At 71.7% G+C, this 24,521-nt stretch carries 22 protein-coding genes; 16 read left to right on the top strand and 6 right to left on the bottom strand.

The window, feature by feature from the left end:
• Positions 1-353: 353 nt before the first annotated feature.
• Positions 354-1,358 carry a LacI family DNA-binding transcriptional regulator gene (locus ACSNN8_RS27595; protein ID WP_436655434.1) on the bottom strand — a complete coding sequence of 335 codons (1,005 nt, stop codon included), beginning with the start codon at positions 1,356-1,358 and terminating at the stop codon, positions 354-356.
• 363 nt (positions 1,359-1,721) lie between these two features.
• Between ACSNN8_RS27595 and ACSNN8_RS27590 the strand changes: the two genes are divergently transcribed.
• The 9 genes from ACSNN8_RS27590 (at position 1,722) to ACSNN8_RS27550 (ending at position 11,301) form a co-directional block, all read left to right on the top strand.
• Entirely contained in the window at positions 1,722-2,714 is a 993-nt protein-coding gene (locus ACSNN8_RS27590) for an ABC transporter substrate-binding protein (RefSeq protein WP_436652544.1), read from the top strand.
• 55 nt (positions 2,715-2,769) lie between these two features.
• Positions 2,770-4,290: a sugar ABC transporter ATP-binding protein gene (locus tag ACSNN8_RS27585; protein ID WP_436652543.1), complete on the top strand. Its 1,521-nt coding sequence runs from the start codon at positions 2,770-2,772 to the stop codon at positions 4,288-4,290.
• On the top strand, positions 4,287-5,303 hold the full coding sequence (locus ACSNN8_RS27580) for an ABC transporter permease (RefSeq protein ID WP_436652541.1): 1,017 nt from the start codon (positions 4,287-4,289) through the stop codon (positions 5,301-5,303). The genes ACSNN8_RS27585 and ACSNN8_RS27580 overlap by 4 nt, the downstream gene beginning before the upstream one ends.
• Positions 5,300-6,319 (top strand): galactofuranose ABC transporter, permease protein YjfF, encoded by a 1,020-nt coding sequence (gene yjfF / locus ACSNN8_RS27575; protein WP_436652539.1) that lies wholly within the window; start codon positions 5,300-5,302, stop codon positions 6,317-6,319. The genes ACSNN8_RS27580 and yjfF overlap by 4 nt, the downstream gene beginning before the upstream one ends.
• Positions 6,316-7,974 carry a ribulokinase gene (gene araB, locus ACSNN8_RS27570; protein ID WP_436652537.1) on the top strand — a complete coding sequence of 553 codons (1,659 nt, stop codon included), beginning with the start codon at positions 6,316-6,318 and terminating at the stop codon, positions 7,972-7,974. Before yjfF ends, araB begins: the two co-directional genes overlap by 4 nt.
• Complete coding sequence (locus tag ACSNN8_RS27565; RefSeq protein ID WP_436652536.1) at positions 7,971-8,642, top strand: L-ribulose-5-phosphate 4-epimerase; 672 nt, start codon at positions 7,971-7,973, stop codon at positions 8,640-8,642. The genes araB and ACSNN8_RS27565 overlap by 4 nt, the downstream gene beginning before the upstream one ends.
• Complete coding sequence (araA, locus tag ACSNN8_RS27560; protein WP_436652534.1) at positions 8,639-10,114, top strand: L-arabinose isomerase; 1,476 nt, start codon at positions 8,639-8,641, stop codon at positions 10,112-10,114. Before ACSNN8_RS27565 ends, araA begins: the two co-directional genes overlap by 4 nt.
• A gap of 84 nt (positions 10,115-10,198) precedes the next feature.
• Positions 10,199-11,053 carry an epoxide hydrolase family protein gene (locus ACSNN8_RS27555; RefSeq protein WP_436652532.1) on the top strand — a complete coding sequence of 285 codons (855 nt, stop codon included), beginning with the start codon at positions 10,199-10,201 and terminating at the stop codon, positions 11,051-11,053.
• Positions 11,023-11,301 carry an alpha/beta fold hydrolase gene (locus tag ACSNN8_RS27550; RefSeq protein WP_436652531.1) on the top strand — a complete coding sequence of 93 codons (279 nt, stop codon included), beginning with the start codon at positions 11,023-11,025 and terminating at the stop codon, positions 11,299-11,301. Before ACSNN8_RS27555 ends, ACSNN8_RS27550 begins: the two co-directional genes overlap by 31 nt.
• A gap of 34 nt (positions 11,302-11,335) precedes the next feature.
• Here ACSNN8_RS27550 and ACSNN8_RS27545 read toward each other — a convergent pair whose 3' ends face one another.
• On the bottom strand, positions 11,336-12,208 hold the full coding sequence (locus ACSNN8_RS27545; protein WP_436652529.1) for a substrate-binding domain-containing protein: 873 nt from the start codon (positions 12,206-12,208) through the stop codon (positions 11,336-11,338).
• Positions 12,209-12,716: 508 nt separating this feature from the next.
• Here ACSNN8_RS27545 and ACSNN8_RS27540 point away from each other — a divergent pair.
• Positions 12,717-13,193: a DUF6082 family protein gene (locus ACSNN8_RS27540; protein WP_436652528.1), complete on the top strand. Its 477-nt coding sequence runs from the start codon at positions 12,717-12,719 to the stop codon at positions 13,191-13,193.
• A 72-nt stretch (positions 13,194-13,265) separates the two neighbouring features.
• Entirely contained in the window at positions 13,266-13,844 is a 579-nt protein-coding gene (locus ACSNN8_RS27535) for a hypothetical protein (RefSeq protein ID WP_436652527.1), read from the top strand.
• A gap of 118 nt (positions 13,845-13,962) precedes the next feature.
• Here the strand turns inward: ACSNN8_RS27535 and ACSNN8_RS27530 are convergent, their stop codons facing one another.
• The 4 genes from ACSNN8_RS27530 to ACSNN8_RS27515 form a co-directional block, all read right to left on the bottom strand.
• Complete coding sequence (locus tag ACSNN8_RS27530; protein ID WP_436652526.1) at positions 13,963-14,955, bottom strand: nitronate monooxygenase; 993 nt, start codon at positions 14,953-14,955, stop codon at positions 13,963-13,965.
• Between the two features lie 139 nt (positions 14,956-15,094).
• Positions 15,095-15,682: a TetR family transcriptional regulator gene (locus ACSNN8_RS27525; RefSeq protein WP_436652524.1), complete on the bottom strand. Its 588-nt coding sequence runs from the start codon at positions 15,680-15,682 to the stop codon at positions 15,095-15,097.
• Positions 15,683-15,745: 63 nt separating this feature from the next.
• A complete protein-coding gene (locus tag ACSNN8_RS27520) occupies positions 15,746-16,105 on the bottom strand; it encodes a YciI family protein (protein WP_436652523.1) in 360 nt (119 codons plus the stop codon).
• Positions 16,106-16,246: 141 nt separating this feature from the next.
• Positions 16,247-17,263, bottom strand: coding sequence for a LacI family DNA-binding transcriptional regulator (locus ACSNN8_RS27515; protein ID WP_436652521.1), 1,017 nt, complete (start codon positions 17,261-17,263; stop codon positions 16,247-16,249).
• Between the two features lie 146 nt (positions 17,264-17,409).
• On the opposite strand from ACSNN8_RS27515, the gene ACSNN8_RS27510 reads away from it, so the two are divergent.
• From ACSNN8_RS27510 to ACSNN8_RS27490, 5 genes are read left to right on the top strand one after another with little or no spacing between them, the layout of a single operon-like run.
• A complete protein-coding gene (locus ACSNN8_RS27510) occupies positions 17,410-19,338 on the top strand; it encodes a beta-galactosidase (protein ID WP_436652519.1) in 1,929 nt (642 codons plus the stop codon).
• A 2-nt stretch (positions 19,339-19,340) separates the two neighbouring features.
• Positions 19,341-20,258, top strand: a complete 918-nt coding sequence (locus tag ACSNN8_RS27505) for a carbohydrate ABC transporter permease (protein ID WP_436655432.1) — start codon at positions 19,341-19,343, stop codon at positions 20,256-20,258.
• A complete protein-coding gene (locus ACSNN8_RS27500; protein WP_436652517.1) occupies positions 20,255-21,097 on the top strand; it encodes a carbohydrate ABC transporter permease in 843 nt (280 codons plus the stop codon). Before ACSNN8_RS27505 ends, ACSNN8_RS27500 begins: the two co-directional genes overlap by 4 nt.
• Before the next feature lie 10 nt (positions 21,098-21,107).
• Complete coding sequence (locus tag ACSNN8_RS27495) at positions 21,108-22,430, top strand: ABC transporter substrate-binding protein (RefSeq protein WP_436652516.1); 1,323 nt, start codon at positions 21,108-21,110, stop codon at positions 22,428-22,430.
• Between the two features lie 7 nt (positions 22,431-22,437).
• A complete protein-coding gene (locus ACSNN8_RS27490; RefSeq protein ID WP_436652514.1) occupies positions 22,438-24,510 on the top strand; it encodes an alpha-galactosidase in 2,073 nt (690 codons plus the stop codon).
• Positions 24,511-24,521: the final 11 nt, after the last annotated feature.

Genomic DNA, 24,521 nt, shown 5'->3' with positions numbered 1-24,521 from the left:
AGGGAGACAGCGCGGCGGGAGCCGAGGGAGGGAGCGCCGGTGGAGCCGAGGACGGGTCGAGGAGGGAGCGCAGGGAAAGCCGAGGGAGGGAGGAAGCGCCGGTGGAGCCGAGGAAGAGTCGAGGAGAGAGTGCAGGAGGAGTCGACCGAGGAGCGCAGGAGGACCGAGGTAGGGGTGCAGGAGGAGCCGAAGAAGGGCGCAGGAAGAGCCAAGGGAGGAGTTGAGGAGCCAGCCGAGGGAGACCGCCGGAGGAGCCGAGTAAGGGCGCAGGAAGAGCCGGGGAGGAGCCGAGCACGCCGCGCCGGTCGAAGATGCCGGTGAGCCGTTGCGGAAGCGAGCGACCGAGCCGCCCCTCAGGCCCGGCGAGGGGCCGGACCGCTGCTGGAGCGGACCACCAGCTGCGGCGCGACCAGCACCCGGTCGGGTGGGGCCGCGTCGGCGGGGGAGGGGGTCATGTGCTCGAGCAGCAGCGCGAGGCTGCGCCGCCCGAGCTCGCCGAAATCCTGGTGCACGGTGGTGAGCGGCGGCAGGAAGAAGCCCGAGTCGGGCATGTCGTCGAAGCCGACCACGCTCACGTCGGCGGGGACGCGCTTGCCGGCCTCGTGCAGGGCCCGCAGCACACCCAGCGCGATCCGGTCGTTGGCGCAGAAGATCGCGGTGACGTCGGGGTCGCGCGCGAGCGCCTGGCCTTGCGCGTAGCCGGATTCGGCGTCCCACCAGCCGTGTTCGACGGGGGGCACCACGGCGCCCGCGGCGTACAGGGTGCGGCGCCAGCCCTCGATGCGCTCGGCCGACTCGGGCCAGTCGGCGGGGCCGGCGGCGTGGTGGACGGTGGCGTGGCCGAGGTCGAGCAGGTGCTGGGTCGCCAGGCGGGCGCCCGCGGCGTTGTCGATCGAGACGGTGGGGGCGGCGTCGGACTCGCCGGCGCCGCCCACGGCCACGCACAGCAGCGACGGCGGGGCCTGCGCGAGGGCGTGGGTGACCGACTGCTTGGGCGCGATGGCGATCACCCCGTCGACCGAGTGCTGGGTGAGGCGGTCGACGGCCTCGAGCACGTGCCGGCGGTCGAGGTCGCGCACCGAGGCGATGCTGACCATGTAGCCGGCGTCGCGGGCGGCGCTCTCGATGCCGTACAGCATGGAGGCCGGGCCGAACAGCGTGGTCTCGAAGCCGATGATGCCCAGCGTGTCGGACTGGCGGGTGACCAGCGTGCGGGCGGCCAGGTTGCGCCGGTAGTTGAGCGAGCGCATCGCGTCGAGCACCCGCGCCCGGGTCTCCTCGCGGACGTTGGGGTGGTTGTTCAGCACCCGGGACACGGTCTGGTGCGAGACGCCGGCGAGTTTGGCGACGTCGCGCATGACGGTCAGACGCGGCCGCGTGGCCCCGTCGGCGGTGGTCTTCCTGGATGACAAGCAGGACCCCCCAAGGGCTCGATGTGAGCGCGCACAGTGTAAGGCGACAGCGGCTCCTGTCCATCGATTCGGCCGCGGTCTTCCTGCACATGGCGGGATGCGGCAATCTGTCGGTAACAAACCGGCGGCGAGGCCTTGACGGGCCTGTTGAGAACGGTAACACTTCCGGAACGCGGTCCTGAGAGTGAGCTCACAGCGACGCGCCGCTACACCGAAGCGACATCAGCGAGACGACCGCCGGCCGCGAACTGCGCCGGATCACAGCTCTGTGAACGTTAACACCTTGCGCCTTTCAACCGGGAGGATCCAGTGCTCAAGAGACTTTCGATCGCGGTGGTCGGCGGGCTGCTGCTCGCCACGACCGTCGCGGGCTGCGGCGGGAACGGTGACGACGCCGGCTCCGGCAGCGGCGGCGGTGGCGACGACAAGATCACGCTCGGGTTCTCGCAGGTCGGCGCGGAGAGCGGCTGGCGTACGGCGAACACCAAGTCGATCCAGGAGTCGGCGGCCGCGGCCGGCATCGACCTGAAGTTCTCCGACGCCCAGGGCAAGCAGGAGAACCAGATCAAGGCGATCCGCAGCTTCATCACCCAGCGGGTCGACGTCATCGCGTTCTCGCCGGTGGTCGAGTCCGGCTGGGGCACGGTGCTCAAGGAGGCCAAGGACGCCGGCATCCCGGTGATCCTCACCGACCGCGCGATCGACGACCCGGACACCTCGCTCTACAAGTCCTTCATCGGCTCGGACTTCGTCGAGGAGGGCAAGAAGGCCGGCCAGTGGCTGGTCAAGGAGTACGAGGGCAAGAACGACCCGGTCAACATCGTGGAGCTGCAGGGCACGCCGGGCGCCGCGCCGGCCAACGACCGCAAGGCCGGGTTCGCCGACGTCATCAAGGCGGAGTCGAAGTTCAAGGTCGTCGCCTCGCAGACCGGCCAGTTCACGCGGACCGACGGCAAGGCCGTGATGGAGACCTTCCTGAAGTCGCAGCCGAAGATCGACGTGCTCTACGCGCACAACGACGACATGGGCCTGGGTGCGATCGAGGCGATCGAGGCGGCCGGCAAGAAGCCCGGCAAGGACATCAAGATCATCACCGTCGACGCGGTCAAGGACGGCATGACGGCGCTCTCCGAAGGCAAGATCAACTTCATCGTGGAGTGCAGCCCGCTGCTCGGCCCGCAGCTGATGGACCTGGTCAAGAAGGTCAACGACGGCCAGACCATCCCGCAGCGCGTGCTCACCGAGGAGACCACCTTCACGCCCGAGAAGGCCAAGGAAGTCCTGGCCGACCGCAAGTACTGAGTCCCGCCTGGTGGGCCGGCCCGCGAGGGGCGGCCCACCGCCGAACGGAGCGCACATGGGCGAGCAGCAAGCGGTCCTCACGATGACCGGCATCAAGAAGGTCTTCCCCGGCGTCGTCGCGTTGGACGGCGTCGACTTCCGGCTGTCACCGGGCGAGATCCACGCCCTCATGGGCGAGAACGGCGCCGGCAAGTCGACGCTGATCAAGGTGCTGACCGGCGTGTACGACATCGACGGCGGCACGATCGAGCTCGGCGGCGAGCAGGTCCGGTTCACCGGGCCGCTGCAGGCGCAGCAGGCCGGCATCAGCACCGTCTACCAGGAGGTCAACCTCTGCCCCAACCTGTCGGTGGCGGAGAACATCTTCATCGGGCGCGAGCCGCGCCGCTTCGGCCGCATCCGGTGGGCGGAGATGCGCCGGCGCGCGCAGGAGAGCCTGGCCCGGCTGGACCTCGACATCGACGTCTCCGCCCAGCTCGACAGCTACTCGCTGGCCATCCAGCAGATGGTGGCGATCGCCCGCGCGACCAGTGCGGGCCGCACCCGGGTGCTGATCCTCGACGAGCCCACCTCCAGCCTGGACGCCTCCGAGGTGGAGCAGCTGTTCGCCGTCATGCGCCGGTTGCGGGACGAGGGCGTGGCGATCCTGTTCGTGAGCCACTTCCTCGACCAGGTCTACGAGATCGCCGACCGGATGACCGTGCTGCGCAACGGCCGGCTCATCGGCGAGTACCGCACCGCCGAGCTGCCCCAGATGCAGCTGGTCAGCAAGATGATCGGCAAGGAGCTCGAGGCGCTGGAGCAGATCGAGGAGCACGCGAAGGAGCCGCCCCGCGAGGGACGCCCCCTGCTGGAAGCAAAAGGCGTCGGCCGTACGGGGGCCATCGCGCCCTTCGACCTGACGATCCACTCCGGTGAGGTCGTCGGCCTGGCCGGACTGCTGGGCTCGGGCCGCACCGAGCTCGCCCGGCTGCTGTTCGGCGCGGACCGGCCCGACCACGGCGAGATCGAGGTCGACGGCGAGCCGGCCCGGTTCCACAGCCCGCGCGAGGCCATGGCCAGGGGCATCGCGTTCTCCAGCGAGAACCGGCGCACCGAGGGGATCATCGGCGAGCTGACCGTCCGGGAGAACATCATCCTGGCCATGCAGGCGGCCCGCGGCTGGACCCGCCCGATCCCGCGCCGCCGCCAGGACGAGCTGGTCGACAAGTACGTCAAGGCCCTGCAGATCCGCCCGGCCGACCCGGAGCGCCAGGTGCGCGACCTCTCCGGCGGCAACCAGCAGAAGGTGCTGCTGGCCCGCTGGCTGATCACCGAGCCCCGGCTGCTGATCATCGACGAGCCGACCCGCGGCATCGACGTCGGCGCCAAGGCCGAGATCCAGCGCCTGGTGGCCCAGCTCGCCGACGGCGGCATGGCCGTGCTGTTCGTCAGCGCCGAGCTCGAGGAGGTCCTCCGGCTCAGCCACAAGATCGAGGTGCTGCGCGACCGGCGGCTCGTCGAGGAGCTCACCAACGGCGACGACGTCGACGCCGACCGCATCATGCAAACGATCGCCAGCGGAGCCACGTCATGACCAACCTGCTCAAACACCGGCTGTTCTGGCCCATCGCCGTCCTGGTGGTGCTGCTGGCCAGCAACCTGGTCTTCTCGAACAACTTCTTCACGATCACGCTGCAGGACGGGCACCTGTACGGCTCGCTGATCGACATCCTGCGCCGCAGCGCCCCGCTCGTGCTGGTCTCGCTAGGCATGACGCTGGTGATCGCGACCGGCGGCATCGACCTGTCCGTCGGCTCGGTGATGGCGATCTCCGGCGCGCTGGCCTGCCTGCTCATCGGCGACCTGGGCAACCCCGACGCGGCCGGGCCGGTGCTGCTGGTGATCGGCGCGGCGATCGCGCTCTGCCTGGTCTTCGGGCTGTGGAACGGGTTCCTGGTCGCGGTGCTGGGCATTCAGCCGATCATCGCGACGCTGATCCTCATGGTGGCCGGCCGCGGGGTGGCGCAGCTGATCACCGGCGGGCAGATCCTGAACGTGCACTCCTCGCCCTACCGCGTGATCGGCGCGGGCTACTTCCTGGCCGTACCGGTGTCGTTCCTCATCGCCGCGGCCGCGGTCGCGCTGACCGTGGCGCTGACGAGGCGTACGGCCCTGGGTCTGCTCCTGGAATCGGTCGGCGGCAGCCCGACCGCCAGCCGGCTCGCGGGCATCCGCGCCCGGCGGATCACGATCATGGTGTACGTCTTCGCGGCCGCCTTCGCCGGGGTCGCCGGGCTGATCTACAGCTCCGACGTCTCCAGCGCGGACAGCAACGCGGCCGGCAACCTGATCGAGCTCAACGCGATCCTGGCCGTGGTCCTCGGCGGCACGGCGCTGACCGGCGGCCGCTTCTCCGTCGCCGGCAGCGTGCTCGGCGCGGTCATCATCACCACGCTCGACATCACCGCGGTCAGCGTCGGCGTCCCGGTCGAGACGACGCTGCTGTTCAAGGCCGTCGTCGTGATCATCCTGTGCCTGGCGCAGTCGGCGACGTTCCGCGCCAAGGTCTTCGGGCGCCTCGCCACGAGAAGGACGGTCGCAGCATGATCGACGTGACCAGCCCGCCCGCGCCGCAGCGCAACCGGCCGCTGCTCGGGGCGAAGCGCGTCTACAAGGCCAACACCAAGCACATCCCGGTGCTCGCCACGCTGGTGCTGCTGATCGTCATGTACTCGGTCGGCGTCTACAACTACGACGGCTTCGGCGACACCCAGGTGCTGCTCAACGTCTTCGTCGACAACGCCTTCCTGCTGGTCGTGGCCGTCGGCATGACGTTCGTGATCCTCACCGGCGGCATCGACCTGTCGGTGGGCGCGGTGATCGCGCTGACCACCACGGTCGCCGCGACGCTGCTGGGCGCCGGCTGGCCCGCGGGCGTCGTGCTGCCGCTCGTGCTGCTCATCGGCACCGCCATGGGCCTGGGGATGGGCTCGGTCATCCACTTCTTCAAGGTGGAGCCGTTCATCGCCACGCTGGCCGGCATGTTCCTGGCCCGCGGCCTGTCGCTGCTGATCAACCGCGACTCGATCCCGATCACGAACGACTTCTGGACGCAGATGGCGCAGAAGCGGTTCCGGTTCGGCGAGGGCATCTTCATCTCGCTCAACGTGGTGATCGCGCTGATCGTGGTCGTGATCGCCGCGCTGGTGCTGGCCTGGACCCGCTTCGGGCGCAACGTCTACGCGATCGGCGGCAACGCCGACTCCGCGCTGCTGATGGGACTGCCGGTCGGGCGTACGCGGATCGCCGTCTACACCCTCAGCGGCTTCTGCGCCTCGCTCGGCGGCGTGCTGTACAGCTTCTACACGTCGTCCGGCTACAGCCTGCACGGTCAGGGCCTGGAGCTGGACGCGATCGCCGCGGTGGTGATCGGCGGCGTGCTGCTGACCGGCGGCTCCGGATACGTGCTCGGCACCCTGCTGGGCGTGCTCGTGCTGGGTCTCATCCAGACGATCATCACGTTCCAGGGCGACCTGAACTCGTGGTGGACCCGCATCGTCGTCGGCATCCTGCTGTTCGCCTTCATCGTCCTGCAGCGGCTCGTCACGAGAAAGGCCAGATGAGGATGGCTCAGTACACCATCGGGGTCGACTTCGGCACGCTCTCCGGGCGCGCCGTCGTCGTCCGTGTCGCCGACGGCGAGGAGGTCGGCGCCGCCGTGCACGAGTTCGCGCACGGCGTCATCGAGCGCACCCTGCCTGCCACGGGACAGCGGCTGCGGCCCGACTGGGCGCTGCAGGACCCCGAGGACTACCTGGACGTGCTGCGCACCGCGGTGCCCCGGGCGGTCGCCGCGGCCGGGATCGACCCGTCCGAGGTGATCGGCATCGCGACCGACTTCACCGCGTGCACCGTGCTGCCGGTGCTGGCCGACGGCACGCCGCTGTGCCGGCTGGAAGACCTCGCGGGCAACCCCCACGCGTACGTGAAGCTCTGGAAGCACCACGCCGCGCAGCCCCAGGCCGACCGGATCACCGAGCTCGCGCACCGCCGCGGCGAGCCGTGGATCGACCGCTACGGCGGCAAGATCTCCTCGGAGTGGCAGTTCGCCAAGGCGCTGCAGGTGCTCGAGGAGGATCCCGCGGTCTACGAGCGCACCGAGCGCTGGATCGAGGCGGCCGACTGGATCGTCTGGCAGCTCTGCGGCCGCGAGACCCGCAACGCCTGCACCGCCGGATACAAGGGCATCCACCAGGACGGCGCCTATCCGAGCAAGGACTACCTCGCCGAGCTCAACCCGGCGTTCGCGGACTTCGCCGACACCCGGCTGGCCCACCCGATCTCGGCGCTGGGACAGCGGGCGGGCGGCCTGACCGCCGAGGCCGCCGCGTGGACCGGGCTGCCCGAGGGCATCGCGGTGGCGGTGGGCAACGTCGACGCCCACGTGACCAACCCGGCCGCCCGCGCCGTCGGACCGGGCCAGATGCTGCTGGTCATGGGCACCTCGACGTGCCATGTCATGAACGCCGACGAGCTGGTCGCCGTGCCGGGCATCTGCGGCGTGGTCGACGGCGGCATCCTCGCCGGGCTGTACGGCTACGAGGCCGGGCAGAGCGGGGTGGGCGACATCTTCGGCTGGTACGTCGAGAACGGCGCCCCGCCGGCCGTGCACGAGCAGGCGCGTGAGGCGGGGATCAGCGTGCACGACCTGCTCTCCCGCCAGGCGGCCGAACAGCCGGTCGGCGGGCACGGGCTGGTCGCGCTCGACTGGCACAGCGGGAACCGCTCGGTGCTCGTCGACCACCACCTGTCCGGGGTGATCGCCGGGCTGACGCTGGCGACCCGCCCGTTCGAGATCTACAAGGCGCTGGTCGAGGCCACCGCGTACGGCACCCGGAAGATCGTTGAAACGTTCGAGCAGGCCGGCGTGCCGGTCACCGAGCTCGTCGCGGCCGGCGGGCTCAAGCGCAACCCGCTGGTCATGCAGATCTACGCCGACGTGCTGCGCCGGCCGTTCAGCGTGGCGTCCTCGGAACAGGCGCCCGCGCTCGGCTCGGCCATCCACGCGGCGGTGGCCGCCGGGGCGTACCCGGACGTCGCCGCGGCCTCCGAGGCGATGGGCCGGGTCGAGAAGGACGTGTGGCAGCCGGTCACCGCGAACGCCGACGTCTACGACCGCCTGTACGCCGAGTACACGCTGCTGCACGACCACTTCGGGCGGGGCCCTGACCTGGCCCTGCACCGGCTCCGCGCGATCAGGAACGAGGCTCTCGCATGACGGTCGAGGACATCCGCGCCGAGGTGTGCGACCTGCACCGCCACCTCACCCGGTGGGGGCTGGTCACGTGGACCGCCGGCAACGTGTCGGCGCGCGTGCCCGGCGAGGACCTGCTGGTCATCAAGCCCTCGGGCGTCGAGTACGACGCGCTCACGCCCAAGTCGATGGTGGTGTGCGACCTCGACGGCAACCTCGTGGAGGGCGAGCACAGCCCGTCCAGCGACACGGCCTCGCACGCGTACGTCTACCGGCACATGCCCGAGGTGGGCGGCGTGGTGCACACCCACAGCCCGTACGCCACCGCCTGGGCCGCCCGCGGCGAGCCGATCCCGTGCGCGATCACCGCGATGGCCGACGAGTTCGGCGGCGACATCCCGGTCGGGCCGTTCGCGCTGATCGGCAGCGACGACATCGGCCGCGGCATCGTGGAGACCCTGCGCGGCTCCCGCTCGCCCGCGGTGCTGATGCGCCGGCACGGCCCGTTCACCATCGGCGCCACGGCGAAGGCCGCCGTCAAGGCCGCGGTCATGTGCGAGGACGTCGCCCGCACCCTGCACCTGGCCCGCCAGCTCGGTCCGATCGACCGGCTGCCCGCAACCGCCGTGGACCGCCTGTTCGACCGCTACCAGAACGTCTACGGCCAGCCCCTGATGGAGGGACAGCAATGAGCGAGCACGAGGTCTGGTTCCTGACCGGAAGCCAGGGACTGTACGGCCCCGAAACCCTTGATCAGGTCGCCGCGCAGTCGCGGGAGATCTCCACCTCGCTGGACGCCGCGCTCGACGTGAAGGTCGTCTGGAAGCCGGTGCTCACCTCCGCCTCCGCGATCCTCGAGCTGGTGCACGAGGCGAACGCCGCCCCGCACGTCATCGGCGTGATCACCTGGATGCACACGTTCTCCCCGGCCAAGATGTGGATCGCCGGGCTGGACGCGCTGCGCACCCCGCTGCTGCACCTGCACACCCAGGCCAACGTCGAGCTGCCCTGGGCGTCGATCGACATGGACTTCATGAACCTGAACCAGGCCGCGCACGGCGACCGCGAGTTCGGCTACATCGAGGCCCGGCTCGGCGTCGCCCGCAAGACCGTCGCCGGCCACGTCAGCGACCCGCGCGTGGTCGGCCGGATCGCCACCTGGGTGCGGGCCGCGCGCGGCTACGCGGCGATGCGCTCGCTGCGGCTGGCCCGCTTCGGCGACAACATGCGCGACGTCGCGGTGACCGAGGGCGACAAGGTCGAGGCCCAGTTGCGCTTCGGCGTCTCGGTCAACACGTACGGCGTCAACGACCTCGTCGCGGTCGTCGACCAGGTCCTCGACGCGGAGATCGACAAGCTGGTCGGCGAGTACGCCGACCTGTACGACATCGACGCCGCGCTGCGGGAGGACCGCCACGAGTCCCTGCGGTACGCGGCCCGCATCGAGCTCGGCCTGCGCGGGTTCCTCGAGGCGGGCGGCTTCCGGGCGTTCACCACCAACTTCGAGGACCTCGGCGGCCTGCGCCAGCTGCCCGGGCTCGCCGTGCAGCGGCTGATGGCCGACGGCTACGGCTTCGGCGGCGAGGGCGACTGGAAGACGTCGGTGCTGCTGCACACGCTCAAGGCGATGGCGCCCGGCGGCACGTCGTTCATGGAGGACTACACGTACGACCTGACCCCCGGCCAGGAGCGCATCCTCGGCGCCCACATGCTCGAGGTGTGCCCGTCGATCGCCGCCGGCACCCCGCGCCTGGAGATCCACCCGCTGGGCATCGGCGGCCGCGAGGACCCGGTCCGCATGGTGTTCGACGCCGCCCCCGGCCCCGCCGTCGTCGTGGGCCTGACCGACATGGGGGAGCGGTTCCGCCTGGTCGCCAACGAGATCGAGGTCGTGCCCCCGTCGTCGCCGCTGCCCAAGCTGCCGGTCGCCCGGGCCGTGTGGAAGCCCGCGCCCGACTTCGCCACGTCGACCGAGGCGTGGCTGACAGCGGGCGGCCCGCACCACACGGTGCTGTCGTCGGCCGTGGGCTCCGAGGAGCTCACCGACCTGGCCGAGATGCTCTCCACCGAGCTGCTCGTCATCGACCGGTCCACGTCGATCCGGCAGTTCGCCAAGGAGGTCCGCTGGAACCAGGCGTACTACCGCCTGGCCCGCGGCTTCTGACGCCTCCCGCGCGCCGGGGCCCGCTCGCCGGGTCCCGGCCGCACCGTGCCCGGAACTGACCGCAATGGCCTCTAGCGTCGGGGTATGACCGATGTCCGAGAATTCCGCATCGAGATCCCCGACGACGAGCTCGTCGACCTGCGCGACCGGCTCGCCCGGACGCGGTGGAGCGTCCCGCTTCCCGGCGCCGGCTGGGAGCGCGGCGTTCCCACCGACTTCCTCCGCGAGCTGGCCGACCACTGGGCCACCGGGTACGACTGGCGTGCCGCCGAGGCCGAGATCAACGCCTATCCGCAGTACGTCACCGAGATCGACGGTCAGCGGATCCACTTCCTGCACGTCCGGTCGGGCTCGCCGGACGCGCTGCCGCTGGTGCTGCTGCACGGCTGGCCCGGATCGTTCGTCGAGTTCCTCGACGTGATCTCCGCGCTGACCGACCCGGGCGACCCGTTCGACCTGGTCATCCCGTCGCTGCCCGGCTTCGGGTTCTCGGCGCCGCTGAGCGGGCCGGGCTGGGACAGCCGGCGGATGGCGACGGCGATCGCCGAGCTGATGCGCCGGCTCGGCTACCGGCGCTACGGCGCCCAGGGCGGCGACTTCGGCGCGTTCGTCGCGCCGGACCTCGGCCGGGTCGACCCGGAGCACGTGGCCGGGGTGCACGTCAACGCGGCGACGCTGGGCTTCATCCCGTACGGGCAGGTCGACGTGTCGGAGCTGACGCCCGGCGAGCGCACGCGCTACGACCGCATGCAGGCGTTCCTGGGGGAGGGCAACGGCTACTTCCAGATCCAGGCCACCCGCCCGCAGACGATCGCCCACGCGCTGACCGACTCGCCGGCCGGGCTGCTCGCGTGGATCGCCGAGAAGTTCTGGAGTGGAGCCACGGCGGCTTCCCCGACCGCGACCGGGTGCTCACCGACGTCACGCTGTACTGGCTGACCCGCACGGCCGGCTCAGCCGCGAACATGTACTACGAGAGCATGCACGGCACGAACTGGCCCACGCCCAGCGACGTGCCCACCGGTGTCGCCAACTTCGCCGAGGACGTGGCGATCCGCAGGTACGCCGAGCAGAACAACAGGATCGTGCACTGGTCGGAGTTCGACCGGGGCGGGCACTTCGCCGCCCTGGAGGCGCCCGACCTGCTGGTGGGCGACGTCCGCGCGTTCTTCGGCCCGCTGCGCTGACGGTCCCGCCGCCGTCGCCGGCCCCAGTGAGCGCTCACACCTCCGCGGTCGACACCGTCCCGCGGGGCATCAGCACCGGGTCGAGGCGCACGGACTCGGCCCGGCGCGCGCCCGAGCCGAGCTGGTCGAGCAGCAGCCGCAGCGCCTCGCGGCCGACCTGGGCGAACTCCTGCCGTACGGTCGTCAGGGCCGGATGGGTGTAGCCGGCCTCGGGGACGTCGTCGAAGCCCACCACGCTGACGTCCTCGGGGATCCGGCGGCCGCTCTCGGTCATCGCGCGCATCACGCCGAGCGCGATGTCGTCGTTGGCGGCGAAGACGGCCGTGCACGCCGGGTTCTCGGCGAGCAGGCGCCCGCAGCGGTATCCGGAGGCGGCGGACCAGTCGGCCCGGACGGCCGGCGGGGCGGGCACCCCGGCCTCCGCCAGCGCCGCCCGCCAGCCGGCCTCGCGGGCGCGGCTGCCGTGCCACTGCTCAGGGCCGGCGACGTGCCAGACCGTACGGTGCCCGTTGGCCAGCAGGTGACGGGTGGCGAGCACCCCGCCGGCGTGCTGGTCGACCGACACGTTCGCCGTGGGGCAGCCGGGCGGGCCGTCCACGGTCACGACCGGCAGGCCCGCGGGCACCGCCTCGAGCATCTCGGCGGCGGCGTCGACCGGCGCGACCACGATGAGGCCGGCGATGCCCTGCCCGGTGATCCGGCGCACCAGCCGGCGCGAGGCGCCCACCGCGTCGTAGCCGGACACGTGCCCGACGGTGACCGGCAGGTCGGCGTCGAGGCTGGCGTCGCCGATGGCCTGCACCATGCTGGCGGGGCCGTAGAGGGTCGTGTTCTGCGCGACCACGCCGATGACGGGGGAGTGCTGGTCGCGTCCGCGGGAACGGAGCGGCGCAGGACGTGTCGGCATTGATGTCGTCCTTTGCGTATGGGATCCCACGAGTCTTGGTGAACGCAAACATGCTTGCTGCGGTCGCGCCGGGTCAAGCCTCCGTTACGTCCTTGTTACATGCTCGTGCGCGACCGCCGGCGGGGCACGTCCGAAATGCCGTGACCGTCCGCCCGCGAGGCGGTTGACGACGTTCGCCGTTTTCGGCGGTCACGGTCACAGCAGGTACTTCTTCGGCCCCGATGGGCAAGGGTTTCGTCATGGACTCACCGTCCTACGCACGGAGGCCTATGCATCATGACCTGCGCATGCACACCCCAGCGGCCCTGACAATACCCCGACCGAGCGAACGGATCACGCATCTGTCCAGTACGGAATACATCGCAACTGCTGACTGACCGGCGGTGGAAGACTGCGTTGTCGACGCCTTCGTCCACGTGAGAGCTTCCGGGAAACCGTGCCCTGAAACAGCAAGCGCCGCCCTGCCCGACCCCGGCGGGACGGTGCGCCAAGGGAACAGAGAGTGATGATGACCGATCTTCCGACCGTCGTGTCGATTGCCGCGCTCCTCGCCGTCGCGATCTCACTCGTGGTGCAGCAGCAACAGGCCCGCACCGCGCAGATGGTCGACGTCCGTGAGCGCCACTTCGAACTGATCAAGTTAATGCTCGATCACCCCGAGCTGGACTACAACGCGACCGACCGCCCGCCGTCCGACGACCGCAAGACCGCGATCGGGATGAGCCTGTGGCTGGCGCACTGGAACACGCTCTGGCACATCGGCAAGCTCGACGAGAAGGCGCTGCGCTTCAACCTCGAGGACCTGTTCGCCAACCCGGAGGCCCGCACCTGGTGGCGCCGCGTCGCGAGCGCCTGGTCGTCGAAGGGCACCCGCCGCGAGCGCCGCTTCCTCGCGATCGTGTCCGAGGAGTGCGAGTCCGCCCGTGCCAAGCCCTCGGTGCAGCGGCGGGAGCCGGTCAAGAGCGGTTCGGGCGTACGGGACTGAGTCCTCAACCGGGCGGGTGCCCCTGCCGATGAGGCAGGTCCCACCGGCACCCACCCCCCCTGAGGTGCACCCTTGAGATACGCCCTGCGCACCGCCGGCTTCGCCGCGTCCTACCTGCTCGCCACCGTCGCCGGACTGCACACGGCCGAGTCCGGGGCAGGCGTACGCCTCCTCTGGCCCGCCGCCGTGATCGGCGCGCTGTGGCTGGTCGCGCAGGCCCGCTCCGGCCGCCGCAACCTCGACGTGATCGCGCTGAGCGTGACGGCCGTGCTCGCGCCTGGCGGCAGCACCGACCCGCTGACCGCTTTCGCCCATGCCGTCCCGCAGGTCGTGCCCGCGCTGCTGTTCGCCTGGCTGTTCGACCGCTGGCTGCCCGGCTACTGGCTCGGCCACGGCGACCGGTTCCGCCGCCCCGGCCCCACCCTGGCCCGCCTGGCCGCGGCCGCCACCCTGGCCGCGATCTCCGGCGCGGTGCTCTCCCAGGTCGTCGACCCGGGCCTGAGCGCCGGCGAGGCGGGCTACCTGGTCGTCCGCGACACCACGGCGGTCCTGCTGGCCGTGCTCGCCACCCGCGGCGTACGCCATCTCCGGCGCCGCCGCCCGGCCGCCCGCCTGGAGCCCCGCCGCCCCGGCCTGACCGTCGTCCGGTAACCGCAGCCGCCACAACGCGGTCCTGAGCGCCGCCTCAGCGCAAGTGGCCGCGGTCCGCCCGGGCGTGGGCCTGAGCGGGGCAGCAGCGCAAGTCGTCCCGGCCGCCCCGGCGCGACGCTCAGCTCGGCATCAGAGCGGCGAGCAGGTCGGCCACCGGGCCGGGGCGGGCCGAGCGGAAGCCGGTGCCGGCCCAGAGGTTGAGGCCGTCGGCGTCGCCCGCCCGGGCGGCCGCGGCACGGATCGGCGCGGTCAGGTGGTGCACGGCCGGATAGCCGATCGGCGCCACGGCGGTGTACGCGTCGGTGAACCGGTTGCGCACCGCCCGCGCCGGCTGCCCGGTGAAGGCCCGCGTCACCACGGTCCCCGGGCCGCGCCCGGCCAGCATGAAGTCGCGCTGTGCCGGGCGCGTGCCGGCCTCGTCGGCGAGCAGGAACGCCGTGCCGCACTGCACCGCCGCCGCGCCCGCCGCGAGCAGCCGCTCGACATCCGCCGGGCCCGCCACCCCGCCGGCCGCCACCACCGGAACGTCCGTGCGGATCGCCCGCAGCACGTCGAGTGCCGTCGCGTCGCCGGTGTAGGAGCCCGGCGACGTGGTGGCGGAGTGGCCGCCGGCCGTGCCGCCCTGGGCGATCAGCGCGTCCGGGCCCACGGCGAGCGCGCGCTGCGCCTCGTCGTCCGACGTCACGGTGATCAGCACGCGGCATCCCGCCTCGCGCAGGGCGGCGACCACGGCCCGGCCGGGCACCCCGAACGTGAAGCTGACGAGCGGGACACCGTACGCCCGGGCCAGCTCCACCTTCGCCGCGAAGTGATCGTCGTCGCCGAGCCGCAGCGGCGGCAGCTCGACCCCGTAGCGTTCCGCCTCCGGTTGCAGCGCGCGGCGGTACCGTTCGAGCGCCTCGACATCGGGCGGAGGCGCCGCCGGCACGAAGATGTTGAGCCCGTACACCCCGTCGACCGCCCGCAGCTCGTCCTCGACCGCTTGCGGCGTCTTGTAGCCGGCGGCCAGAAAGCCGGTCGCGCCCGCGCGCGCCGCCGCGGTGACGAGGGCCGGTGTCGACGGGCCGCCCGCCATCGGAGCGACCACGACGGTACGGAGAAGGTCGCGCATGCCGCCGAGCCTACGACGGCTCGAGCACCGCGAGCAGGTCGCGCACGCCGGGCCTACGACGGCTCGAGCACCGCGAGGAGGTCGCGCACGCCGGGCCTACGACGGCTCGAGCACCGCGAGGAGGTTGCGGATGCCGAGGCTACGACGGCTTGAGCACCGCCCCGATGAGGTCGGTCAGCGGGTCGACGAGGTCGTCCTTGGTCGCCGACGCGAGCGGCTCGAGGCCGCTCTTGGAACGCACCATCGCGATGCCCAGCGAGGCTGCGATGATCATCTGGGCGCGCAGCAGCAGGGCGTCGTCGCCCTCCTCCCAGCCGGCCAGCCTCGCCAGCTTCTCGCCGAACGTGCGCAGGATCCCGAGCCGGATCTCGTCGGCGCGCGCGTCGCCCGAGGACCGCAGCAGCAGGATGAGCTGGCGCGGGAACCCGTCGGACTCGAAGCCGACCGCCTGCTCGGCGATGCGCTCCGCCACCTCGGTGATCGTCGTGCTGCCGGCGGCGCGGCGCACGTCGTGGTCGGCGCTGGTCAGGCAGGCCTCGAACAGCCCCTCCTTGGAGCTGAAGTAGCGGCTGATCAGCGCGACGTTCACGCCCGCGTCGTCGGCGATGTCGCGGACGGTCGTGGCCGCGTACCCGTTGCTGGCGAACCGGTGACGCGCGGCCTCGAGCAGCAGCTGACGCGTCCGGGTCGCGTCCCGGCGCTTGGCGGGAACGGAGCTCGCAGTCACCCGACCAGCGTAACCGCCCCGCGACGCGACATAAACGCTTGTTGACTCTCCGCCCGCTCGCGCTCAGCCCGCGAGCAGTGGCCGCACCTCGACCCAGCCGTCGGCGACCGGGATCATGCGGCCGATCCAGACGGCGTGGTCGAGGTCCGAGGCCTCCACCACGAAGTAGCCGGCCAGCGTCTGCTCGCCCCCGGCGAGCGAGCCCTCGCTCGACACGTTGTCCCGGACCGACACGGCCGTCGACGCCGGCCGCAACGCGTTGCCCGCGATGATCCTTCCCCCGGTTTCCGCGACCTGCCGCGGCAGATGCAGGTGGGCTTCGAGCACGGTCGGCAGGGCCGCCGTCGCGCTGCCCGGCACCTCGCGCTCGTAGACGAGGATCGCGAACTGCGGCAGAGGCGACCGCTTCTTCGGCTCGATCATCGTCGTCCTTCCGGTGCGGCTGTTCGCGAGACGCCCGAGTGTATCCACGCCGTCCGTCAGTTCTGAGGGGTTGCGTGAGGTCCGATCGTCACCACTTCGCCGGACCGATCCGGAACGGAAGACTGCTGTTCGACGGCGCGGTCAGGCGGAGTGGCGCCAGACGACGGGGGAGTCGAGGATGACGCCGGGCTCGACCGGCTCGCCGGCTATCTGGCGCAGGACCGACTCGGCGGCGGTGCGGCCCAGCTCGCGCGCGGGCTGGTGGACCGTGGAGAGCGCCGGCTGGGTGCGCAGCGCCCAGGAGCTGTCGTCGAAGCCCACGAGGCCGACGTCCTCGGGGATACGGCGGCCGGCCTCGCGCAGCGTCTCGAGGGCGCCGGCGGCGACCGCGTCGGAGGCGGCGAACACGCCGTCGATGGCGGGCTCGCGGTCGAGCAGCGTGCGCATCCCCTTCACGCCGCACGTGTAGTCGTAGAGCGGCACGTCGGCGACCAGGTCGGGGTCGAAGCGGTCGCCCAGCGCCTCCCGGAAGCCGGTGAGGCGGTCGGCGCCCGAGTCGCGGTCGAGGGCGGCGGCGATCATGCCGATGCGCCGGCGGCCGGTGTCGAGCAGCCGGCGGGTGACCGCGCGGGCCGAGCCGATGTTGTCGATGCCGACGTACGGGATGCTGCGGTCGAGGTCGGGCGGGTGGCCCACGAACGTCGCGGGCAGCCGGATCGTCGCGATCAGCCGGGTGATCGGGTCGTGCGAGCGGGCCGACACGATGATCGCCCCGTCGACGAATCCGCCGCTGAGGTAGCGGCCCACGCGCTGCATGTCCCGGTCGGAGTCGATGACCAGGCTGACCATCTGGTGGTCGGCCAGCGACAGCGCCGCGTTGGCGCCGAGCATGATGGCGCCGATGTTCGGGTCCTCCAGCAGCAGCGAGTGCGGCTCGAGGGCGAGGAACCCGACGGCCTGCGACCGGCGGCGGGCGAGGTTGCTGGCGGCCCGGTTGGGCACGTAGCCGACCCGGGCGATGGCCGCCTCGATGGCCGCGCGGGCGTCGGCGGAGACGTAGCCGCCGTTGAGCACCCGGTTGACCGTGCCGCGGGAGACGCCGGCGGCCGCGGCCACGTCGTGCACGGTGGCGCGGCGCGGTTTTCCGGTCCCGGTCACGGCAAACACTGTACGGCCCGGCGCCGGCCGCACGCCCGGCGCCGCAACGACGGTATTGACCCGCCACCTGGGCCGTGCCTAGTGTGTGCCCGTTCACACATTCGACACCGGCGCGTTCGTACGGCGAAATGTGTGCACGTGCACACATGGGAGGAGACAGCGTGCTGCTGGGCTGTGACTACAACTTCGAGCAGTGGTCGCCCGCGGTGTGGCGCGAGGACATGGCGCTCATGCGCGAGGCCGGCGTCGGCCTCGTGGCGATCAACGTGTTCGGCTGGTCGCACCTCGAGCCGCGGCCGGGCGAGTACGACTTCGCCGCGCTCGACGAGATCGTGGAGCTGCTGCACGAGGCGGGCATCGGCATCAACCTCGGCACCGGCACGGCGAGCCCGCCGCCCTGGCTGACCCGCCGCCACCCCGAGGTGCTGCCGGTGACGGCGGACGGCACGACCCGCTACCCGGGCGGCCGTCAGGCCTGGTGCCCCAGCTCGCCGGTCTTCCGCGAGCACGCCCTGCGGCTCACGGAGCAGGTCGCCGCCCGCTACGGCGACCACCCGGCGCTCGCGCTGTGGCACGTCTCGAACGAGCTGGGCTGCCACAACGCGCTCTGCTACTGCGAGGCCGGCGCCGCGGCGTTCCGGGTCTGGCTCGAGCAGCGGCACGGCACGGTCGAGGCGCTCAACCGGGCCTGGGGCACCGCGTTCTGGAGCCAGCGCTACGCGAGCTTCGACGAGGTCCAGCCGCCGCGGCTGGCGCTGTCGGTGCGCAACCCGGCCCAGCTGCTGGACTTTCAGCGGTTCTCCTCGGACGCGCTGCTCGCCCACTACCGGGCCGAGGCGGCGGTGATCCGGCGGCACTCCCGCGCGCGGATCACCACGAACTTCATGGTCACCGCCCACATCCGCGCTCTGGACTACTGGAGCTGGGCCCCGGACATGGACGTGATCGCCAACGACCACTACCTGGACCACCGCCTCCCCGATCCGGCCGCCGAGCTGTCGTTCGCCGCCGACCTGACCCGCGGGCTGGCGGGCGGGCGCCCGTGGATGCTGATGGAGACCTCGACCGGCGCGGTCAACTGGCAGCCGTACAACCTCGCCAAGGAACCCGGTCAGCTGGTGCGCGACGCGCTCACCCACGTGGCCCGCGGCGCGGACGCGGTCTGCTTCTTCCAGTGGCGGGCCTCGGCGCAGGGCGCCGAGAAGTTCCACTCCGCGATCGTGCCGCACGCCGGCACGGGCACCGCGGTCTGGCGCGAGGTGCTGGAGCTGTCCGCGACGCTGCGCAGGCTGCGCGAGGTCGAGGGCACGACGGTCGAGGCCGACACCGCGCTGGTCTTCAGCTGGGAGTCGTGGTGGGCCACCGACACGGAGGCGCGGCCCTCGCAGGACCTGCGCTACCTCGACCAGGTGCACGCCGCCCACCGGGCGCTGCGCGAGCTCGGCGTCACCGTGGACGTCGTCGCCCCCGGCAGCGACCTCAGCCGCTACCGCGCGGTGGTCGTGCCCTGCCTGCACCTGGTCTCCGACGAGGACGCGGCCACGCTCGGCGCGTACGTCGAACGCGGCGGCCGGGCGGTGATCACGTTCTACAGCGGCATCGTCGACCCGGACGACCGGGTGCGCCTCGGCGGCTACCCCGGCGCGTTCCGCGACCTGCTCGGCGTGGTCGTCGAGGAGTTCGCCCCGCTGCTGCCCGGCCAGGAGAAGCCGCTGCGCAACGGGGGCCGGGCGACCGTCTGGACCGAGCGGCTGCGCCTGACGACGGCGCGGACCGAGGAGGCGTACGAGGACGGAACGCCCGCCGTCACGCGCAACGACTTCGGCGCCGGACAGGCCTGGTACGTCTCCACGGTCCTCGACCTGCGGGACGTGCTCGTCAAGGTCGTCGACGCGCCCGGCACCCAGAAGGACACCGAGGTCGTCCGGCGCGGCCCGTACGTCTTCGTCATCAACCACGGCGCCAAGGACGTCGAGCACCCGGCCACCGGCGAGGAGCTCGTGACCGGTCAGCCGGTCACCGGGTCGGTGCTCGTGCCCGCCGGCGCGGTCCGCGTCATCAGAGAGCAGGCGTGACCATGACCCGGACCCTCACCGTCGAGGCCGCACCCCCGGTCCGGACCTCGGCCCGCAGAATCAGCCACGGACGGGCCGTCCCGTTCTTCGTGGTGCCGTTCGGCGTGCTGTTCATCCTGTTCTACCTGCTGCCCATCGGCTATGCGATCGTGCAGTCGCTCTACACCGTCGAGCGCACCGGCACCTTCGGCCCGGCCCGCGAGGTCTTCGGCGGCCTCACGCAGTACCGGCGGGTCTTCGACGACGGCGCGTTCTGGGCGTCGATCGGCCGCGTGCTGGTCTTCGGCGTCGTCCAGGTGCCCGTCATGCTGGGGCTGGCCCTGGTGCTGGCGCTGCTGCTCGACTCAGGCCTGGTCCGGGGGCGCCGGTTCTTCCGCCTGGCCTTCTTCGTCCCGTACGCCGTCCCGGGCGTCATCGCCGCGATCATGTGGGGCTTCCTCTACTCCCCGAACCTGTCGCCGCTCAAGCCGGTCACCAGCGCGGTCGACCTGCTCTCCGCCGACCTCGTGCTCTGGGCCATCGCCAACGTCGTGACCTGGGTCTACGTCGGCTACAACATGCTCATCATCTACTCGGCGCTGCTGGCGATCCCGGCCGAGGTGTACGAGGCGGCGCGGCTCGACGGCGCGGGCCAGGTCCGCATCGCGTGGTCCATCAAGATCCCGCTGGTGCTGCCGGCGATCGTGCTGACCACGGTGTTCTCGATCATCGGCACGTTGCAGCTGCTGGCCGAGCCGCAGGTGTTCCGCAGCTTCAGCTCCGCAGTCTCCAGCACGTACACGCCGAATCTGACCGTCTACTCCACCTCGTCGATCCCGAACTTCAACCTCGCCGCGGCGTTCTCGGTGGTCCTGGCGCTGACGACGTTCGTGCTCTCGTTCGCCTTCCTGCGCTTCACCCAGCGAAAGGGCGCCGCATGACCGCGCCGGTCCTCCGGCAGCGCGCGCTGCCCATGCTCGTCATGACGGTCTGCACGCTGTACTTCCTGGTGCCGATCTGGTGGCTGGTCGTCGGCGCCAGCAAGCGCGCCGACGAGTTCACCAGCACGAACCCGCTCTGGTTCGGCGACTTCGAGCTGTTCACCAACATCGGCGACCTGCTGGCCTACCGCGACGGGGTGTTCCTGCGCTGGCTGGGCAACAGCCTGCTCTACACCGGCGGCGCCGCGCTGCTCGGCACGGTGCTGGCCGCGATGTGCGGGTACGCCCTGGCCAAGTACCGGTTCCGCGGCCGGGAGCTGATCTTCAACGTCGTGCTCAGCGGCGTGCTCGTGCCGGCCACCGCGCTCGCGCTGCCGCTGTTCCTGCTGTTCAGCAAGGTGGACGCGACCAACACGTTCTGGTCGGTGTTCCTGCCCAGCCTGGTCAACCCGTTCGGCGTCTACCTGGCCCGCATCTACGCCACCGCGAGCGTGCCGGACGAGCTGCTCGAGGCCGCGCGCATCGACGGCTCGGGGGAGATCCGGACGTTCTTCAAGGTCGCCACCCGGCTGATGTTCCCCGCGCTCGTCACGATCTTCCTGTTCCACTTCGTCGCCGTCTGGAACAACTTCCTGCTGCCGCTGATCATGCTCAGCGACGAGCGGCTGTTCCCGGTGACGCTCGGGCTCTACACCTGGAACACCCAGGTGAACCAGATCCCCGAGCTGCGTGGCCTGGTGATCGTCGGCGCCCTGCTCTCGATCACCCCTCTGGTGGTCGCGTTCCTCGCCCTCCAACGGTTCTGGCGCAACGGCCTGGGTGCCGGCGCCGTCAAGTGAAGGAATTCCCATGCGCAAATCCCTCGGCGTCCTGCTGGTGTCGGTGCTAGCCCTCAGTGCCTGCGGCTCCGGCGACGATTCCTCCGAGGACCGGACCTCGGCCGCCGCCTCCTGCGCCCCCTCCTCGGGCCCGGTCAACCTCACCTACACGACCTGGATCCCCGGCATCGAGAACGTGGTGAAGGTCTGGAACGACAAGAACCCGACCATCCAGGTCAAGGTGCAGACCGGCCCGAACGGCAACGGCGGCACCTACCAGAACTTCTTCAACCAGCTCAAGGCGGGCAACACGCCCGACCTGGGCCACATCGAGTACGACGCGCTGCCCAGCTTCCGCGTGCAGGACGGCCTGTTCGACGTCGCGTCGTGCGACATCGTCGCCAAGGCCAAGGACCAGTTCATCCCCTGGACCTGGAACCAGGTCAGCTTCGGCGACGAGAAGTCCGCCTGGGGCATCCCGCAGGACTCGGGCCCGATGGCGCTGTTCTACCGCGCCGACCTGTTCGAGAAGAACAACATCCCGGTGCCGAAGACCTGGGACGAGTACGCGGCGGCGGCCGAGAAGGTGAAGGCGGCCGGCGGCTACATCACCAACTTCTCGCAGAGCGACATCAACCAGTTCGCGGGCTTCGTGTGGCAGGCGGGCGGCCGCTGGTTCGCCAACGACGGTCAGCAGTGGACCGTCAACCTGACCGACGAGAAGACCAAGAAGGTCGCCGACTACTGGCAGAACCTGGTCAGCAAGAAGCTCGTCTCGACGGTCCCGCCGTGGACCACCGAGTGGGACAACGCCTACAACTCCAGCTCCGCGTGGACCTGGGTGTCCGCGGTCTGGGGCGCCAACTCGATCATGAGCGGCGCGCCGAGGACGGCCGGCAAGTGGCGGGTCGCCCCGATGCCGCAGTGGACCGCCGGCGAGCAGGTCGCGGGCAACTGGGGCGGCTCGGCCACCGCGGTGTTCAAGAACTCGAAGCACCCGTACGAGGCCGCGCAGTTCGCCCTCTGGCTCAACACGAGCGAGGAGGCGCTCGCGCTGCTCAACAAGGAGGCGCAGCTCTACCCGGCCACCACCGCCGGCACGCAGTATTCGTACCTGGGCAACCCGGTGAAGTTCTATGGTGACCAGAAGATCTACGAGCTGTTCGCGCAGGCCGCCGGCCAGGTGACGCCCGACTTCACCTGGGGGCCGACGATGACCTCGACGTACACCGACGCCTCGGACGGCTTCAAGGCGGCGGTGTCCGGCAAGGGCACGCTCAACGACGCGCTCGCGGCGGCCCAGAAGTCGACCATCGACACGCTCAAGTCCCAGAGCATCCCGGTCAAGGAGTGACCCCGAGTTGTTGATCCACCTGCAGGCCGCGGGCACCGGCCTCGTGCTGGACGCCCGCGGCCCGCAGCCGCCCGCGGTCCTGCACTGGGGCGCCGGCCTCGGCGACCTGTCCGCGGACGACCTGGCTGCGTTCGCCGCGGCGGCCGTGCCCGCCGTCCCGCCCAGCTCGCTGGACACCCCGCCGCGGCTGTCGCTGCTGCCCACGCTCGGCGACGGCTGGAGCGGCCGGCCCGCGTTCTCCGGCGCGCCCGGCCGCCCGCGCTGGCGGCTCCGCGAGGTCACGCAGCCCTCGCCCGGCGCGGTGCTCGTCGAGCTCGCCGCGGACGGGCTGACGGTCACCACCGAGGTCGAGCTCGGCGCCCAGGGCGTGCTGCGGGTGCGGCACCGCCTCACCAACCACACCGGCGCGGGCTTCGACGTCGGCTCGCTGGCCGTCGTGCTGCCGGTGCCGGCGCGCGCCGCCGAGGTGCTCGACTTCGGCGGCCTCTGGGCGTACGAGCGCAGGCCGCAACGCCTCCCGCTGGGGCACGGGGCGTGGACGCGCGAGACCCGCCACGGCCGGCCAGGGCACGACGACCCCTACCTGCTCATGCTCGGCACACCCGGCTTCTCGTTCGGCTCGGTGGAGGTGTGGGCCGTGCACCTGGCGTGGAGCGGCGACAAGCAGCTGTGGGCCGAGCGGCAGGCGCTCGGTCCCGCGGTGCTCGGCGCGGGCGAGCTGCTCGCGCCGGGCGAGGTGCGGCTCGCGCCCGGCGACTCGTACGCCACGCCGTGGATCGTCGCGGTCTGGTCCGACCGGGGCATCGACGGCCTGTCGGCCCGGCTGCACGACTGGGTCCGGTCGCGCCGCGCCCCGCTCGCGCCGCGCCCGGTCGTGCTCAACACCTGGGAGGCGGTCTACTTCGACCAGAGCCTGGAACGCCTGCAGCCGCTGGTCGAGGCCGCCGCCGAGGTGGGCGTCGAACGGTTCGTGCTCGACGACGGCTGGTTCCTGGGCCGTACGGACGACCGGCGCGCGCTGGGGGACTGGACCGTCGACCCGGTGCGCTGGCCGTCCGGGCTCGCGCCACTGGTCAACGCCGTGCGGGAACGGGGGATGGAGTTCGGTCTGTGGGTGGAGCCCGAGATGGTCTCGCCCGACTCGCAGCTCGCGCGGGCCCATCCGGACTGGCTGCTCGGCGGCGCGGACGCGGCCACCTGGCGGCACCAGCTCGTGCTCGACCTGGCCATCCCCGAGGCGTACGAGCACGTGCTCGGCAGCCTCGCCGCGCTGCTCGAGGCGTACCCGATCGCCTTTCTCAAGTGGGACCACAACCGTGACCTGCTGCAGGAGGGCTCGGCGCACCGGCAGACGACGGCGCTCTACCGGCTGCTCGGCGAGCTGCGGCGCCGCTTCCCCACTCTGGAGATCGAGAGCTGCGCCTCCGGCGGCGCGCGGATCGACCTGGGCATCGTCGACCTGGTCGACCGGTTCTGGACCTCCGACACCAACGACGCGCTGGAACGCCAGCGGATCCAGCGCTGGACCGGCGTGCTGATGCCGCCCGAGCTGCTCGGCTCGCACGTGGGCGCGCCCACCGCCCACATCACCGGCCGCACCGGCGACCTGAGCTTCCGCCTGGCGACCGCGCTGTTCGCCCACGCCGGCATCGAGTGGGACCTGACCACGGCCCCCGCCGCCGACCGCGCCGTGATCGCTGCCTGGGTCGCCGAGTACAAACAGCGCCGCGCCCTGCTGCACGGCGGCACGACGGTCCGCTCCGACGGCGACGACCCCGCGCGCCTCGTGCACGGCGTCGTCGCCCCGGACCGCCGCACGGCCCTGTTCGCCCTGGTCACGCTGCGCGCGGCCGGCTCCGCGGTCCCCGAGCCCGTGCGTTTCCGGGGCCTCGATCCCGTACGCCGCTACACCGTCCGGCCGCTCCTGCTGGGCACGCAGCCCCGCACCGTGCAGGACGCCCCGCCGCCGTGGCTCGAGCACGGCGTCACCCTGCCCGGCCGGGTGCTGGCCGAGGTGGGGCTGCCCCCGGCGCTGCTCACCCCCGAGCAGGCCCAGCTGTTCACGGTCGAGGCCGTCTAGCCCGGCGCCGC

It is taken from the genome of Actinoplanes sp. URMC 104, from assembly GCF_051386375.1.
Taxonomy (GTDB): domain Bacteria; phylum Actinomycetota; class Actinomycetes; order Mycobacteriales; family Micromonosporaceae; genus Actinoplanes.
Note: the sequence above shows the minus strand (reverse complement) of the source record. Positions and strands in the feature narration are given on the sequence as shown.